General features: G+C 61.1%; 12 protein-coding genes. 10 read left to right on the forward strand and 2 right to left on the reverse strand.

Annotated features, from left to right (window positions below):
* Positions 1–368 precede the first annotated feature (368 nt).
* The 5 genes from ACNAZA_RS10940 to proX (ACNAZA_RS10960) all read left to right on the forward strand — a co-directional run bounded on the left by ACNAZA_RS10940 (position 369) and on the right by proX (ACNAZA_RS10960) (position 6,534).
* Positions 369–998 (forward strand): TIGR00645 family protein, encoded by a 630-nt coding sequence (locus ACNAZA_RS10940; protein ID WP_120966926.1) that lies wholly within the window; start codon positions 369–371, stop codon positions 996–998.
* A gap of 718 nt (positions 999–1,716) precedes the next feature.
* Positions 1,717–3,030 (forward strand): glycine betaine/L-proline ABC transporter ATP-binding protein ProV, encoded by a 1,314-nt coding sequence (gene proV / locus ACNAZA_RS10945; RefSeq protein WP_415796600.1) that lies wholly within the window; start codon positions 1,717–1,719, stop codon positions 3,028–3,030.
* 12 nt (positions 3,031–3,042) lie between these two features.
* Entirely contained in the window at positions 3,043–4,266 is a 1,224-nt protein-coding gene (proW, locus tag ACNAZA_RS10950; protein ID WP_415796601.1) for a glycine betaine/L-proline ABC transporter permease ProW, read from the forward strand.
* 94 nt (positions 4,267–4,360) lie between these two features.
* A complete protein-coding gene (proX, locus tag ACNAZA_RS10955) occupies positions 4,361–5,353 on the forward strand; it encodes a glycine betaine/L-proline ABC transporter substrate-binding protein ProX (RefSeq protein ID WP_415796733.1) in 993 nt (330 codons plus the stop codon).
* Positions 5,354–5,448: 95 nt separating this feature from the next.
* A complete protein-coding gene (gene proX / locus ACNAZA_RS10960) occupies positions 5,449–6,534 on the forward strand; it encodes a glycine betaine/L-proline ABC transporter substrate-binding protein ProX (protein ID WP_415796602.1) in 1,086 nt (361 codons plus the stop codon).
* A gap of 33 nt (positions 6,535–6,567) precedes the next feature.
* On the opposite strand, the gene ACNAZA_RS10965 is transcribed toward proX (ACNAZA_RS10960), so the two are convergent.
* A complete protein-coding gene (locus ACNAZA_RS10965; protein WP_415796603.1) occupies positions 6,568–7,161 on the reverse strand; it encodes a hypothetical protein in 594 nt (197 codons plus the stop codon).
* Positions 7,162–7,266: 105 nt separating this feature from the next.
* On the opposite strand from ACNAZA_RS10965, the gene ACNAZA_RS10970 reads away from it, so the two are divergent.
* Complete coding sequence (locus ACNAZA_RS10970) at positions 7,267–7,959, forward strand: DUF3334 family protein (protein ID WP_415796604.1); 693 nt, start codon at positions 7,267–7,269, stop codon at positions 7,957–7,959.
* 131 nt (positions 7,960–8,090) lie between these two features.
* On the opposite strand, the gene fumC is transcribed toward ACNAZA_RS10970, so the two are convergent.
* The gene (gene fumC / locus ACNAZA_RS10975; RefSeq protein ID WP_415796605.1) at positions 8,091–9,482 is read right to left on the reverse strand and encodes a class II fumarate hydratase; all 1,392 of its coding nucleotides are present in this window, start codon (positions 9,480–9,482) and stop codon (positions 8,091–8,093) included.
* Positions 9,483–9,767: 285 nt separating this feature from the next.
* On the opposite strand from fumC, the gene ACNAZA_RS10980 reads away from it, so the two are divergent.
* From ACNAZA_RS10980 to ACNAZA_RS10995, 4 genes are all read left to right on the forward strand, one after another.
* On the forward strand, positions 9,768–11,915 hold the full coding sequence (locus tag ACNAZA_RS10980) for a putative bifunctional diguanylate cyclase/phosphodiesterase (protein WP_415796606.1): 2,148 nt from the start codon (positions 9,768–9,770) through the stop codon (positions 11,913–11,915).
* A gap of 413 nt (positions 11,916–12,328) precedes the next feature.
* Entirely contained in the window at positions 12,329–13,882 is a 1,554-nt protein-coding gene (locus ACNAZA_RS10985) for a fumarate hydratase (protein ID WP_415796607.1), read from the forward strand.
* Positions 13,883–14,148: 266 nt separating this feature from the next.
* Complete coding sequence (locus ACNAZA_RS10990; protein ID WP_415796608.1) at positions 14,149–14,457, forward strand: NIPSNAP family protein; 309 nt, start codon at positions 14,149–14,151, stop codon at positions 14,455–14,457.
* A 158-nt stretch (positions 14,458–14,615) separates the two neighbouring features.
* Positions 14,616–15,104, forward strand: a complete 489-nt coding sequence (locus tag ACNAZA_RS10995) for a hypothetical protein (RefSeq protein WP_415796609.1) — start codon at positions 14,616–14,618, stop codon at positions 15,102–15,104.
* Positions 15,105–15,154 lie beyond the last annotated feature (50 nt).

Below are 15,154 nucleotides of genomic sequence, written 5' to 3' on the forward strand. Positions count from 1 at the left end.
GTCGTGGGTCGGTCTTACACGCCACTGACTGAGGCCACGTTTGCATGGCGTCTCGCCGCAACCGTTTGTGTCAATACCTCTACCGCTCACAATTTGAAAGCAGTTGGCGCTTGATCGCCACAGGCTTACATACATTTTCACCCAAACCACGGCTCCGCTGCCCGTAGAATCTCGCGCCTGCTGCCGTGCCGATTCGGGGCGTTGCCCCGCTTGTGGCGGCCGTAGGCAAGCACAGCTATCACACCCAAAAACACACCAGCTCGCGCAGCCGGTCCTCAGCTCTCTTTTTATCTTCCAACTTCAGGCATTGCAGCAACGGACCGGCCTCATGCAGGGTTCGCTGTGCGCTGCCGCCTCTAGCCACTACCATGAGCCACCCTCACCCCAACGAAGCAGGTTCTCCCGCGCAAAAACCCAGCCAGGCCGCTGCCGTTTTGCGTCCTTTGCCCTCATTGATTTTTGCCAGCCGCTGGCTGCAACTGCCGCTGTACCTGGGACTGATCGCCGCCCAGGCCGTTTACGTCTGGCACTTTCTGCTGGAGTTGTGGCATCTGGTGGAAGCCGTCTTCGGCAACAAGGAAGCCTTGCAGGCCCTGGTCACCAGCATTGGCTACAAGAGTGATGTGCAGATCACCAGCCTCAATGAGACCGTCATCATGCTGGTGGTGCTGGCGCTGATCGACGTGGTCATGATCTCCAATCTGCTGATCATGGTCATCGTGGGCGGCTATGAAACCTTTGTCAGCCGCATGGGCCTGGACAGCCACCCGGATCAGCCCGAGTGGCTCAGCCACGTGAACGCTTCGGTGCTCAAGGTCAAGCTGGCGCTGTCCATCATCGGCATCAGCTCCATCCATCTGCTCAAGACCTTCATCAACGCGGGCAGCTATGAACTGCAGGTACTGATGTGGCAGACCATCATTCATGTGGTCTTCCTGCTGTCGGCTCTGGCCATTGCGCTGACGGACAAACTTACCAGCAGCGCGCACCGCCACTGATAGGCCGCCCAACCCGCTTCAAGCCCCGCCATGCCACGCACATCGCGGGGCTTTTTTCATGCGCCAAGGCCTTTTCTTGACCACGGAAACATTTAGTTTCCTGACAAGCAAGCCAGATTCTGAGCAAAAAAGCCAGAAATCAAGATATATCAAGCGCTTATAGCTATGGTTTTTGAAAAAATCACAGCCCTTCAAAAGCCCATATCGGCCGATATGGCGGGATTTTCAGGCCCAGGCTTACAGCTCGATTTGACACGTAAGAATCGATTCGATATATTAAAAAGTCATTTACCACCTGCCTCGCAGGTTGTCTCCGTGCTCCCATGGCACGGTTGACCCACTCCCCGGCGGGAATTTCGCACCTCACTTTTGAAGGTTGCGAGCCCGCCAAACGGGCCGAAACACGGCCCTGATGCAAAAGGCTCACTCCGGCAACCCTGCCGGACTCAGCCGCCAGAGAGCATGCAGCGATGCCACCCGTGCCTGTCGGTACCGGCCTCGCGACTCTCGCCTTCTCGCCGTCCTTGCGCGCACATCGCTTGTGCCATCCGGACGGACCCAAGGTGCAACCCGCACCATCGCGTAGCTCATCTAGCCCTGTCGGCCGGGTGGCGCTGCGGCATCAGGGCTTTCTTTTGGCTTGCGCGCCAGCACCCACGGCGGTTGTCGTTCGGGTGCTGGACTGTGTTCCACCTCTCATTCAAAGGAGAACGCCACAGTGGCCAAGCAAATCGTTATTGATCATGTCTTCAAGGTTTTCGGTGACGACCCGAAAACTGCACTCAACCTTGTCAAACAAGGCGCGAGCAAGCAGGACATCCTCGCCCGGACCGGGCAATCCATCGGCGTGTTCGACGCCAGTTTCACCATCGAAGCCGGTGAAATCTTCGTTGTCATGGGCCTCTCGGGTTCGGGCAAGTCCACCCTGGTGCGCATGCTCAACCGCCTGATCGAGCCCACGGCCGGTCGCATCCTGATTGACGGCGACGACATCAATGGCTTGAGCGACAAGGACTTGCGTGCGCTGCGCCGCAAGGACATCTCCATGGTGTTCCAGTCCTTTGCCCTCATGCCCCACCTGACGGTGCTGGACAACACGGCGTTTGGCCTGGAGCTGGCCGGCGTGGACCGGGCCGAGCGCCAGAAAGCCGCACAGGAAGCGCTGGAGCAGGTGGGTCTGGGCGGCTGGGGTGCCAGCTATCCCGATGAACTCTCGGGCGGCATGCAGCAGCGCGTGGGCCTGGCGCGTGCCTTGGCCTCCGACCCCTCCATCTTGCTGATGGACGAGGCTTTTTCGGCACTCGATCCCATCATCCGCACCGAGATGCAAAGCGAATTGCTGCGACTGCAGCAAATCAAGCGCCGCACCATCGTCTTCATCTCCCACGATCTGGACGAAGCCATGCGCATTGGCGATCACATCGCCATCATGAAGGACGGCCAGGTGGAGCAGGTCGGCACGCCCGATGAAATCCTGCGCAGCCCCGCCAACGACTATGTGCGCCACTTTGTGCGCGGCGTGGATACAGCCGCGGTCTTCAAGGCCGCCGACATTGCCCGCCAGGCGCTGACCGTGATCTCTGAGCACCGCAACCGCGGCTGCCGCGCTGCCTTGCGCCTGCTGGAAGACTCGGACCGCGACCACGCTTATGTGCTCGACGCCCGCAAACGTTTCCTCGGCGTGGTCTCGTCGCAGTCGCTGCGCGATGCGCTGCACGGCCATCAAGGCATGCTGGGTCTGGAGCACGCCTTCATCCCAAACGTGCCGTCCATCACGGGCAACACCCCGGTGGCCGAGCTGTTTGGCGTCGTAGCGGCTCCTCCCTGCCCTTTGCCCGTGGTCGATGAAGACGGCAAATACCTGGGCGTCATCAGCCGAACCACCATGCTCAAGTTCCTGGACCGCGACACCCCGCCCGTGCCGCCGCCACAAAAGGAAATTCCGACCATCAAGCTCGACACCAGCGTCCCGTCTGGCGTGACGATCGCTCAGACGGCGCAAGCCACGGCACCAGCACAACAAGCACAGTAAGGAGGGAATGATTTGATAGCAAACAACACAAACAATACCGCCACTTTTGACGATCCATGGGCAGCAGCGTCGGCAGCGGACAGCACTGCGGCCACCGCTACCACCACGACAGCGATGCCCATCGACGCGGCGTCCAGCGATCCCTGGGCCGACAGCGGCGCCACGGAATCCTCCGGCGACTGGCTGCAAGCCGCAGCCGCTACAGATACACCCACAGATGACGGCGGTCTGGCCCATCTGTGGCATCAGATCAGCACCGAAGGCCTGCCCGTGCAGGACTCCATCAACCAGGGCCTGGCCTGGGTGGTCGACCACTTCCGTCCTTTTTTCCAGGCTGTCCGCACGCCCATCGATGCCACCCTGGACGGGGTGACCGATGTGCTGCTGGCCGTACCCATGCCGATGCTGGTGCTCTTGATTGCCCTGCTGGCCTGGCAGTTTGCCGGGCGCAAACTGGCGATTGGCTCGGCCGTGGCCCTGCTCACCGTGGCCTTGCTGGGCATCTGGTCCGAAGCCATGGTCACCCTGGCCCTGGTGCTGACCTCGCTGTTCTTCTGCGTGGTCATAGGCCTGCCTGCTGGCATCTTTCTGGCCTCGAGCGACCGCGCCCAGCGCTGGACGCGGCCTTTCCTAGACGCCATGCAGACCACGCCCGCCTTTGTCTATCTGGTACCCGTGGTCATGCTGTTCGGCATCGGCAACGTGCCCGGCGTGATCGTGACCATCGTATTTGCGCTGCCGCCGCTGATCCGCTTGACCAACCTGGGCATACGCCAGGTGCGTCCCGATCTGATCGAGGCCAGCCGCGCCTATGGCGCATCGCCCGCCCAGCTGCTGTGGAAGGTGCAACTGCCGCTGGCCATGCCTTCCATCATGGCCGGTATCAACCAGGCACTGATGCTCTCGCTGTCCATGGTGGTCATCGCCTCCATGATTGCCGTGGGCGGTCTGGGACAGATGGTGCTGCGCGGCATCGGCCGTCTGGACATGGGTCTGGCCACCGTAGGCGGTCTGGGCATTGTGCTGCTGGCCATCGTGCTGGACCGCATCACCCAGGCCATGGGTGAAGCCCAGCGCGGCGGTGCCCGCTGGTGGCAGTCCGGCCCCGCCGGCCTGGTGCTGCGCCTGATGCGCAATCGCACCCAGTCCCCAACCCAGCCTCAGAGCAAGCCGCAAAGCCAGGCCCTGAGCCAGCCCGCTCCCCGCCCCGCCAACACCGGCGCCCAGTCGGCCTGATCGCGATAAGGAGAAAACCATGAAAACCACCACCCTGCCTGCCGCTGCCTGCCGACGCAGCCTGAACGCCCTGCTGCTGAGCGGTGCCGCTGCCATGGCGCTCAGCCTGGCCGGCTCTCCGGCACAGGCGGCCGATGACAAGGCTGCGGCCGATCTGCCCGGAAAGGGCATCAAGGTCCAGCCGCTCAAAAGCTCGATTGCCGAAGAAAGCTTTCAAACCCTGCTGGTGACCAAGGCGCTGCAAAAGCTGGGCTACGAGGTGCAGCCGCTCAAGGAAGTGGAATACCCCACGGCCCATATCGCGCTGGCCAACGGTGATGCCACTTTCATGGCCAACCACTGGAATCCGCTGCATGCCGATTACTACAAGAATGCCGGTGGCGATGCCAAGCTCTACCGCAAAGGCGTTTTTTCGGCCAATGCCGCCCAGGGCTATCTGATCGACAAAAAGACCGCCGATGCCTACAAGATCAGCAATATCGGCCAGCTCAAGGACCCGGCCATCGCCAAGCTGTTCGACACCGACGGTGACGGCAAGGCCGATCTGACCGGATGCACGCCGGGCTGGGGCTGCGAAGCCATGATCGAGCACCAGCTCGGTGCCTACAAGCTGCAGGACACCGTCACGCACAAGCAGGGCACGTATTCGGCACTGATGGCCGACACCATCACCCGCTACAAGGCGGGCAAGCCCATCCTCTACTACACCTGGACGCCTTACTGGGTGAGCAATGTGCTCAAGCCCGGCAAGGATGTGGTCTGGCTGCAGGTGCCGTTCTCGGCCTTGCCCGGCGAGCAGGCGGGCACCGACACCCAGCTGCCCAATGGCAAGAACTACGGTTTTATTGCCAACAACCAGCAAATCGTGGCCAACAAGGCATGGGCCACGGACAACCCGGCAGCCGCCAAGCTGTTTGAAATCATGCAAGTGCCCGTGAGCGACATCAACGCCCAGAACTTCATGATGAGCCAGGGCCAGAACAAGCCTGCCGACATCGAGCGTCACGCCCAAGCCTGGATCAAGGCCCATCAAAAGACGTTTGACGACTGGCTGGCCCAGGCCAAGGCCGCCGCAGCCAAGTCCTGACCCTCGCGCATATGGACTTGACGGCGTACCGCTTTGGCGGGCGCCGTTTTTTTGGGCCTAGCGCCCCAACCCCATCAAAAGGAAAAAACACAAAGATGACCAAGACTTTGCAAACCATGACCCCCAGCCTTCACCCACAGGTTCGCGGCCGCCGGCGCCAGTTGTTGCTGGGCGCCACCGCCTTGGCTGCGCTGAGCCTGAGCCACGCCGTCGGCTGGGCTGCGGGTCAGGATTTGCCAAGCCAAGCCCTGCCGGGCCGGGGCATCACGGTGCTGCCGGTCAAAAGTGCGCTGGCCGAGGAGAATTTTCAGACCCTGCTGGTCATCAAGGCCTTGCAACAGCTGGGCTATACCGTCAAGCCCTGGGAAGAGCTGGACTACCCGCTGATCCACGTGGCTGTTGCCAACGGCGATGCCACCTTCATGGCCAACCACTGGAATCCGCACCACGCAGAGTTCTACAAGCAAGCCGGTGGCGATGCCAAGCTCTCGCGCAAGGGCGTGTACGCCCACGGTGCGGTTCAGGGCTACATGATCGACAAGAAGACGGCAGATGCCTACCAGATCACCAACCTGGCCCAGCTCAAGGACCCCAAGCTGGCCAAGCTGTTTGACATCGATGGCGACGGCAAGGCCAATCTCATAGGCCCCAACGCGGGCTGGGGCGGCGAGGCCGTGGTGGCGCACCAGATCCAGGCCTTCGGCCTGCAAAACACCGTCAGCTATACCCAGGGCAACTATCCCGCACTGATTGCGGACACGCTGGCGCGCTTCAAGGCAGGCAAGCCCGTGCTCTATTACGCCTGGACTCCATACTGGCTCAGCAATGTGCTGCGCCCCGGCCATGAGATGACCTGGCTGCAGGTGCCGTTCTCGTCCATGCCCGGCGTGCAGGCCGGCACGGACACGCAATTACCCAATGGGCGCAACTACGGCTTTCCGCTGAACAACGAGTACATAGTCGCCAACAAGGTCTGGGTCGAGAAGAACCCGGCGGCCGGCAAGCTGTTCGAGATCATGCAACTACCCATCAGTGATATCAGCCTGCAAAACCGCATGCTGCACGACGGCCAGAACAAGCCCGCCGATATCCAGCGCCATGTGGATCTGTGGATCAAGGGCCATAAAGAAAACTTTGATGGCTGGCTGGCCCAGGCCAGGGCGGCGGCAAAGCAAGAGTAAAAACCGCCGATAGCCCATATGCCATCTGCGCTATCAGCTATGGAAATTGATGACCGGCAGGTTCTGCCGGTTTTTTATGCCCGGATTTATCTCCAACCCGCGCTTTGGGCGGCAGAAATTCTTGCTGGAGAGGCTGACAAAGCGCTCTACGCGCAGCGCCAGCATCTTGTGGCCCTGCTGGGCCAGCACCGGATCGGCGGCAGGAAGCTCCACTACCTGCCCCGTCACCACGGCCAGCATGCTGGCCGTGGCGCTGCTGCGCGTATTCAGATAGGCCTGCTCCAGCAGCACGTTATCGCCTTCTGCCAGTAGCCCGATGGTCTGACCCGAGGCACATTCCTGAAAACTGCCCTTGTCACCTTGCAGCTGATACAGGCCTTGCCAGCGCCCGCCGGCCTTGCTGGGCTGCAAACGGCTGGCGGCTGCGGCCTGCGCCGCCGGCTTGAAAGGCGAAGCGGCCTCGGGCTTGGACTCGGTCTTGGGCTGGCTCTGCCAGCTCAGGCTGGATAAGGTCTTGTTCCAGGTGCTGCTCACGGTCTGAGACACTTTGTCGGTCATGGTCGAGCAACCGGCCAAACTCAGCACCACCATTGCACTGCCCGCCAGCCGCCACAGCTTGTCTTGCATGAATACCTCTTCAATCTTGCACTGCGCGCACGTTACCAGAGACCCAGGCTGTCAGATCGACGCCAAGTGCTGCATGCAACAAAGTGTTGCATACATAATCAGGCCATGAGCCCACACCAAGCCCCCATTGTTCATGGCACGGAAGACGTGCTGATCAGCCTGTGCAACTCCGTTTCCGGAGTGCTGCAACTGGCAACCCAGTGCCCTATCCGGTATTCAGGCATGGTGCAGCGCATTACCAAGACCAGCCTCAAGCCCGATATAGGCTGTTTTGTGTTGGTCGATGGCGGCTTCTCCGGTCTCATCATCATCAATTTCTCGGCCGAAGCCGCCATGGAGCTTTACCGCAGCTATCTGCTGACCATGGGCATGGGCGAGAGCGATCTGGCCGGCTCCTACACCTCCGACGACGTGAGCAACGTCATGGGCGAGCTGATGAACCAGGTGGTGGGCGATTTCACCAGCAAGGTGCAGCGCGAGCTGCAAACCTATATCACCCAGAGCCAGCCCAAGATGATTCGCCTGAACAAGCAGGTCAATCTGAGCGTGGACGCCAACCTCGATGCCCCCGAAGCACGGCGCGTGACCTTCTACACCGGCAATAACCACATCTTCTATCTTGAGCTGGCCATGGACCATATGGAGTTCGTCAAGATCAAGGATTTCGAACCCCAGGAAAAACCGGACCCGGATGCCCTGATGGCCCTGGCCGGGCAAGACAGCCGGGCAACAAAAACACTGGCGGCCGATCGCGCCCAGTCCGAAACCGACGATTTGCTCCAATCTCTGGGTCTGTAAGCGCAACCCGGAAAGCAGGCTCGCGCTTTACTCATGCGCCGCTACCAGTTGAGTAGCAGCATGCACCGATGAAAAAAGGGCTTGAGGTCGATTCACCTCAAGCCCTGGGTTTTTGCGCGGCCCGCTGAGGCTTACAGATTGCCCACCATCTGCTCGGGCACCACCCACTGGTCAAACTGCTCGCCCGTCACATGGCCGCTGGCAATGGCGGCATCGCGCAAGCTGCTGCCCTCCTTGTGGGCCTTCTTGGCGATATAGGCCGCCTTGTCGTAGCCGATATGGGTGTTGAGCGCCGTCACCAGCATCAGCGAGCGGCCGACCAGCTCGTCGATGCGTGCCTTGTTCGGCTCTATGCCCACGGCACAGTGGTCGTTGAAGCTGACCATGCCATCGGCCAGCAGGCGCACGCTTTGCAGGAAGTTGTGCGCCACCATGGGGCGAAATACATTGAGTTCGAAATTGCCCGAGGCGCCGCCGATGTTGATGGCCACATCGTTGCCCATCACCTGGGCACACAGCATGGTCACCGCTTCGGACTGGGTGGGGTTGACCTTGCCGGGCATGATGGACGAGCCGGGCTCGTTCTCGGGAATCGAGATTTCGCCCAGGCCGCTGCGCGGGCCGGAAGCCAGCCAGCGCACATCGTTGGCAATCTTCATCAGACTGGCCGCCAGCGTTTTCAAGGCGCCGTGCGCATGGACCAGGCCATCACAGCTGGCCAGGGACTCGAACTTGTTGGGCGAGGTGACGAAAGGGTAGCCGGTCAGCTGGGCCAGCTCCTTGGCTACGCCCTCGGCATAACCCTTGGGCGCATTCAGGCCCGTGCCCACGGCCGTGCCGCCCAGCGCCAGCTCGTACAAATGAGGCAGTGCGGCACGCACATGTTTTTCGCCATGGGCCAGCTGCGCCACCCAGCCGGAGATTTCCTGGCCCAGCGTCAACGGCGTGGCGTCCTGCAAATGGGTGCGACCGATTTTGACGATGTCGGCAAAGGCTTCGCTCTTGGCCTGCAGCGTGGTGCGCAGCTTGGCAAGCGCCGGCAGCAGCTTGTGCTCGATGGCCGTGACGGCCGCCACATGCATGGCCGTGGGGTAGACGTCGTTGCTGGACTGGCTTTTGTTCACATCGTCATTGGGATGCACCAGACGCGCTTCGCCGCGCTCGCCGCCCAGCAGTTCGCTGGCACGGTTGGCCAACACCTCGTTGACGTTCATATTCGTCTGCGTGCCCGAGCCGGTCTGCCAGACCACCAGCGGAAACTCATGGGGATGCTGGCCGGCAATGACCTCGTCGGCAGCAGCATTGATGGCCTTGGATTTCTTCTCGTCCAGCAGGCCCAGGGCCTGATTCACCGTGGCCGACGCTTTTTTCACCTGCGCCAGTGCGTGGATGATTTCGCGCGGCTGCTGCTCGCCGCTAATGTCGAAATTGAGTAGCGAGCGCTGGGTCTGCGCGCCCCAGAGCTTGTCGGCGGGCACATCGATAGGGCCGAAGGTGTCTTTTTCCTGGCGGGTGGCTGTCATTGGGATTCACTCCTGGCAATACAACGCGGTGCAGCTGGCTGGATGTCTTCTGGCTGCCGTGGGCCGCAAAACAAGGGCGATACCTCGCCCCAAACCCTCAGATGCTACTGCAGGCCAAGCACCCCGTTTGAGAACAGGCTCTCAACATCCCCGTGGCCCCAAGGTCGGCGGTGAATAGTTACAGTACGTTTCCCCCCGGAGGAGCCAAGACTGCTTGGCTTCAGAACCCTGCGCAATACCGATTCGATGTTTGCTGAACTCCCCCTCTATACAACCAGCAGCTACATGCCCTCAAGCTACAACCCGCTTGTCGTGGCAGCCTCGATTGCGATTGCGGTCCTGGCCTCTTTTGTGACCCTGGATCTGGCCCGGCGCGTGCGCCTGGCCAACAGACAGATAGGACGGGTCTGGTGGATCAGCGGTTCCATGGTGATGGGCACCGGCATCTGGGCCATGCACTTTCTGGGCATGCAGGCTTTCCAGCTGCCCATCACGCTGGGATACGAAGGCCTGATGACCCTGGCCTCCTGGGTTGCGGCCGTGATCGCCTCGGGGATTGCGCTGGGCCTGGCCGCCATGCCCAATTTCCGCTGGCCGCAGCTGACCCTAGGGGCGCTGACCATGGGCGGCGGCATCTGTGCCATGCACTACATAGGCATGCACGCCATTGTGATGTCGGTGCCCATAGAGTGGGATCCGGTGCTGGTTCTGGTGTCGGTGCTGGTGGCCGTGCTGGCTTCGGCCACGGCGCTGACCCTGTTTCGCGTACTGTTTCACGTCCGGGGCAAACGTCTTTTTGCGCTTCAGACGCTGGCCTCGCTGATCATGGGCGTGGCCATTTGCGGCATGCATTACATAGGTATGTCGGCGGCCCACTTCGCGCAAGGGGCTCTGTGCCTGAGCGCCGATGCCCTGGCCGGCCCCGAGCTGACCACCGTGATCCTGATCACTACGGCCATGCTGCTGATCAGCACCTTGTTCACCACGCTGCTGGACGCGCGCCTGCAAAGCACGGCTTTTCAACTCAACCAGTCGCTGCAGGAAAGCAATGCGCGGCTGCAGAACGCCAATGCCGAGCTGCAAAAGCGCGCCTTTGCCGACCCGCTGACCAATCTGCCCAACCGCCTGCTGTTTGAAGACCGGCTGCTGCATGCACTGCTGCGCATGGAGCGCACCAATCACCTGGGAGTCAAGGAGCGCCTGGGCATTCTGTTTGTGGATCTGGACGGCTTCAAGCCCATCAACGATTCCTTCGGCCATGCGGCGGGCGATCAGATTCTGCAAAGCGCCGCACAGCGCCTGAACGCACAGGCACGCAACAGCGATACCGTGGCGCGCGTGGGCGGCGACGAGTTTCTGGTGCTGCTGGAAGATGTGCAGGACATCACGGCCTGCATCACCATGGCCAACCGGATTCTCAAAAGCCTGGCCGAGCCCTTTCAGGTGGCCGGCAAAGAGCTGCAGATCACCTGCTCGATCGGCGTGGTGGTTCACCCCGACCATGGGGATCGCGAGCATCTGATTGCCAATGCCGACGCGGCCATGTATGCCGCCAAGCGCAACGGCGGCAATGGCTACGCCGTCTTCGAGCCCCATATGGGAGGCGATGCGGCCGAGCAACTGGAGCTGCAAAACGATTTGCGCCATGCCATACAGCGCGGCCAGATTTCGCTGCACTACCAGCCCAAGATCGACGCCGAGCTCGGGCAAATCATCGGTGCCGAAGCACTGCTGCGCTGGAACCATCCCACCCGCGGCATGGTCAGCCCCGAGGTCTTCATTGCGCTGGCCGAGCGCTTTGGCATCATCAACGCGCTGGGCAACTGGGTGATTCAGGAAGCATGCCGCCAGCTGGCGCAGTGGAAGCAGACGGGCCTGAACATGCGCGTGGCCATCAATCTGTCGGTGCACCAGCTGCGCGAAAGCGGTCTGGCCGAACGCATCGCCCAGGCCCTGGAGCATCAGGGTGTGGACGCCTCCATGCTGCTGTGCGAGATCACCGAATCCGTGGCCATGGAAGACACCCAGGCCACGCAGCGTACTTTCGAGGAACTGCGCCGCATCGGCGTCTATCTGTCGATTGACGATTTCGGCACCGGTTACTCCAGCCTCAACTATCTGCGCCAGCTGCCCGCACAGCAGCTGAAGATCGACCGCAGCTTCATCCGCGACCTGGAAACCCAGGGCGATGCCCGTGCCGTGGTGGATGCCGTGGTGCGCCTGGCCCACGCTCTGGGCCTGCGCGTCGTGGCCGAAGGGGTGGAAACCGCAGGCCAGCGCGACATTCTGCTGGCCATGCATTGCGACGAGCTGCAGGGCTATCTGTATGCCAAGCCCATGCCTGCCGAAACCTTGCTGGCTTGGGCCCAGGGCCAAAAACCGGACGGAGCGGCCGATTTCTCGGATTCGGTGATGGGCAGTCTGACCTGCTGAGCGGGCACGGCCAGACTGCGCTGCGCAAGCGCCCCTCGTTCACACCCCCTAACGCCTTGCCCACGCATTGTGTGCCCTGCCCCATGCCGGCTCAAGAGTTCAGAGCCTGCATGGGTGCCGAGCGGTCAGCAGCTGGGCATCAGGGCGGTATTTTCATGGTCGAAATATCTAATCAAACAAGCCTAAAGCGCTTTTAAAACGTACGTATTTAGCTCTCATTTTTGATGAATAGAGTGTCCCAGCGCTACCCCTCAGTTCACGGTATGCAGTAAGCTCGCCCACCTCAAGTCCTATATAAGACTAGTCGGCTTTGAGCTGCAAGCGCAGACGCTTGCGCCGATAATCGGCGGCTACCAAAAAAGTTTTCCCGCGCCCACCCCTGGCGCAAAATTTGCCAACCGAGAAGCTTCACGATGACGACCTCCATCCGCCAGCAGGACCTGATCGATTCGATCGCAGGTGCCCTCCAGTACATCAGCTACTACCACACGCCGGATTTCATCCAGCATCTGGCCCGCGCCTATGAGCGCGAGCAAAGCCCTGCGGCCAAGGATGCAATGGCCCAGATCCTGACCAACTCCAAGATGAGCGCCACCGGCCAGCGCCCCATCTGTCAGGACACCGGCATCGTCAACGTGTTCCTGAAGGTGGGCATGGACGTGAAGTGGGAAGACTTCACCATGGGACTGGAAGATGCCATCAACGAAGGCGTGCGCCGCGGCTACAACCACCCCGACAACACGCTGCGTGCCTCGGTGGTGGCCGACCCCCACTTCAAGCGCAAGAACACCAAGGACAACACCCCCGCCGTGATCAACGTGCAGATCGTGCCCGGCGACAAGGTGGATGTGACCGTGGCTGCCAAGGGCGGCGGCTCGGAGAACAAGTCCAAGATGATCATGATGAACCCCAGCGACGACCTGGTGGAATGGGTGCTCAAGACCATCCCCACCATGGGCGCAGGCTGGTGCCCCCCGGGCATGATCGGCATCGGCATTGGCGGCACGGCTGAAAAAGCGGTTTTGCTGGCCAAGGAAAGCCTGATGGAAGACCTGAACATGTACGAGCTGCAAGCCAAGGCTGCCAGCGGTGCAGAGCTGGATGACGTGGAAAAGCTGCGTCTGGAGCTGTTCGAGAAGATCAACGCCCTGGGCATCGGCGCCCAAGGTCTGGGCGGCCTGACCACGGTGCTGGACGTCAAGATCAATATGTATCCCACGCACGCGGCATCGAAGCCCGTGGCCATGATCCCCAACTGCGCCGCCACCCGCCACGCCCACTTCGTGATGGACGGCAGCGGTCCCGTGTTCCTCGATGCCCCATCGCTGGACACCTGGCCCAAAATCGACTGGGCACCGGACTACAACAAGTCCAAGCGCGTGGACCTCAACACCTTGACCAAGGAAGAAGTGGCCAGCTGGAAGCCCGGCGACACCATCTTGCTCAACGGCAAGATGCTGACCGGCCGCGATGCCGCCCACAAGCGCATTCAGGACATGCTGGCCAAGGGCGAGAAGCTGCCCGTGGACTTCACCAACCGCGTGATCTACTACGTGGGGCCCGTGGATCCCGTGCGTGACGAAGTGGTCGGCCCTGCAGGCCCGACCACCGCCACCCGTATGGACAAGTTCACCGACATGATGCTGTCGCAGACCGGCCTGATCTCCATGATCGGCAAGTCCGAGCGCGGCCCGGTCGCCATCGAAGCCATCAAAAAGCACAAGAGCGCTTATCTGATGGCCGTGGGCGGCGCAGCCTATCTGGTCTCCAAGGCCATCAAGCACGCCAAAGTGGTGGGCTTTGAAGACCTGGGCATGGAAGCCATCTATGAATTCGACGTGGTCGACATGCCTGTGACCGTGGCCGTGGATGCCGGCGGCACCAGCGCCCACATCACCGGCCCCGCCGTGTGGAAAGAAAAGATTGCCACCGGCGAGTTCAAGGGCATCAGCGTGGCCGGAGCCTGATCGGCACTGACGCTTTGGGCATCCATCCAACCGCCTTCGGGCGGTTTTTTCATGCCCGTCTGTGCATCGCGCTGCCTTGCCTTGCGCTTGGATGCGCATAGAGCTGACTGCGGCTAGCGGGCCCTGATCAATGACGGAATTGAAATTTTAAGTATTTTGACCCTCAACGCCTTGTTTCATATACGCTACTAGCTCTTGTTCCAATAGCAAAACCCTCAGGCCTGGGCCGTCGGCCTTGTTGACTGAATCCATACAGGAAAGCTTTCATGATCACCTGCTATCTGCGCTATGTCGTCGACCCCTACAAGCTGGCCGAGTTCGAGCATTACGGCAAGCTGTGGATTCCGCTGGTGGAGAAATTTGGCGGCACCCACCATGGCTACTTTCTGCCTTCGGAAGGGGCCAACAATATTGCCCTTGCCATGTTCAGCTTTCCCTCGCTGGCCCTGTACGAGGATTACCGAGCCCGTTCCATGGAAGATGCCCAGTGCCAGGCCGCCTTTCAATATGCGACGGATACGCGCTGCATCATCAGCTACGAGCGCTCCTTCTTTCGCCCCGTGTTTGCCGCCTGACGCCCAAACTCACGCTTGAACATTCCACCATGACCACCTTGCTGCTCCATCTCCCAGACTGCAATGCAGGGCCCAGTGCCGAAACCGTGTTTGGCGGCCAACCCAGTGCGCCGCAGGGCTGGGTGCAGTGGCCTGCTTGTAGGACATGCAAAGGAGCCATGCAGTTTCTGGGGCAGATCCGGAGCGCATCCGACGAATTGCTGCTGCTCTTTATGTGCCAGAACGATCCTGGTCTCTGTGAAGAGTGGGATGCCGATGGCGGCGGCAACCAGGTGATCGCCGTCGGCACCTCCGAGCTGCAACTGCTACAACCGCCTGCCGACGGCGAGACATTGCGCCAGACACGCCATGGCGCCAGTTTGCTGACGGTCGATGCGGCGGACTACGACCAGGCCAGAAGCCAGTGGATGGAAAGCTCTGCCAAACCGGGCCGCGAAGTGCTGGGGCAACTGGGCGGAGAGCCTTCCTGGCTGCAAAACGATGAAACACCGCAGTGCGACAGCTGCCGCCAGCCCATGGAGTTTGTGGCTCAGCTGGAACAAGGGCCGGACTGGAAGACCGAGATGAACTTCGGTGGTGGCGGCTGCGCCTATATATTTCGCTGCAGCTGCGCGGGTGGCTCGGCCAAGTTGCTATGGCAGTGCTGAGAACTTATGCTCTTTTGACGCTGTATCCCTTGAGAATCAAGCGCAAACAG

The organism is Comamonas aquatilis (assembly GCF_965139575.1).
Classification (GTDB): Bacteria; Pseudomonadota; Gammaproteobacteria; order Burkholderiales; family Burkholderiaceae_C; genus Comamonas; species Comamonas aquatilis.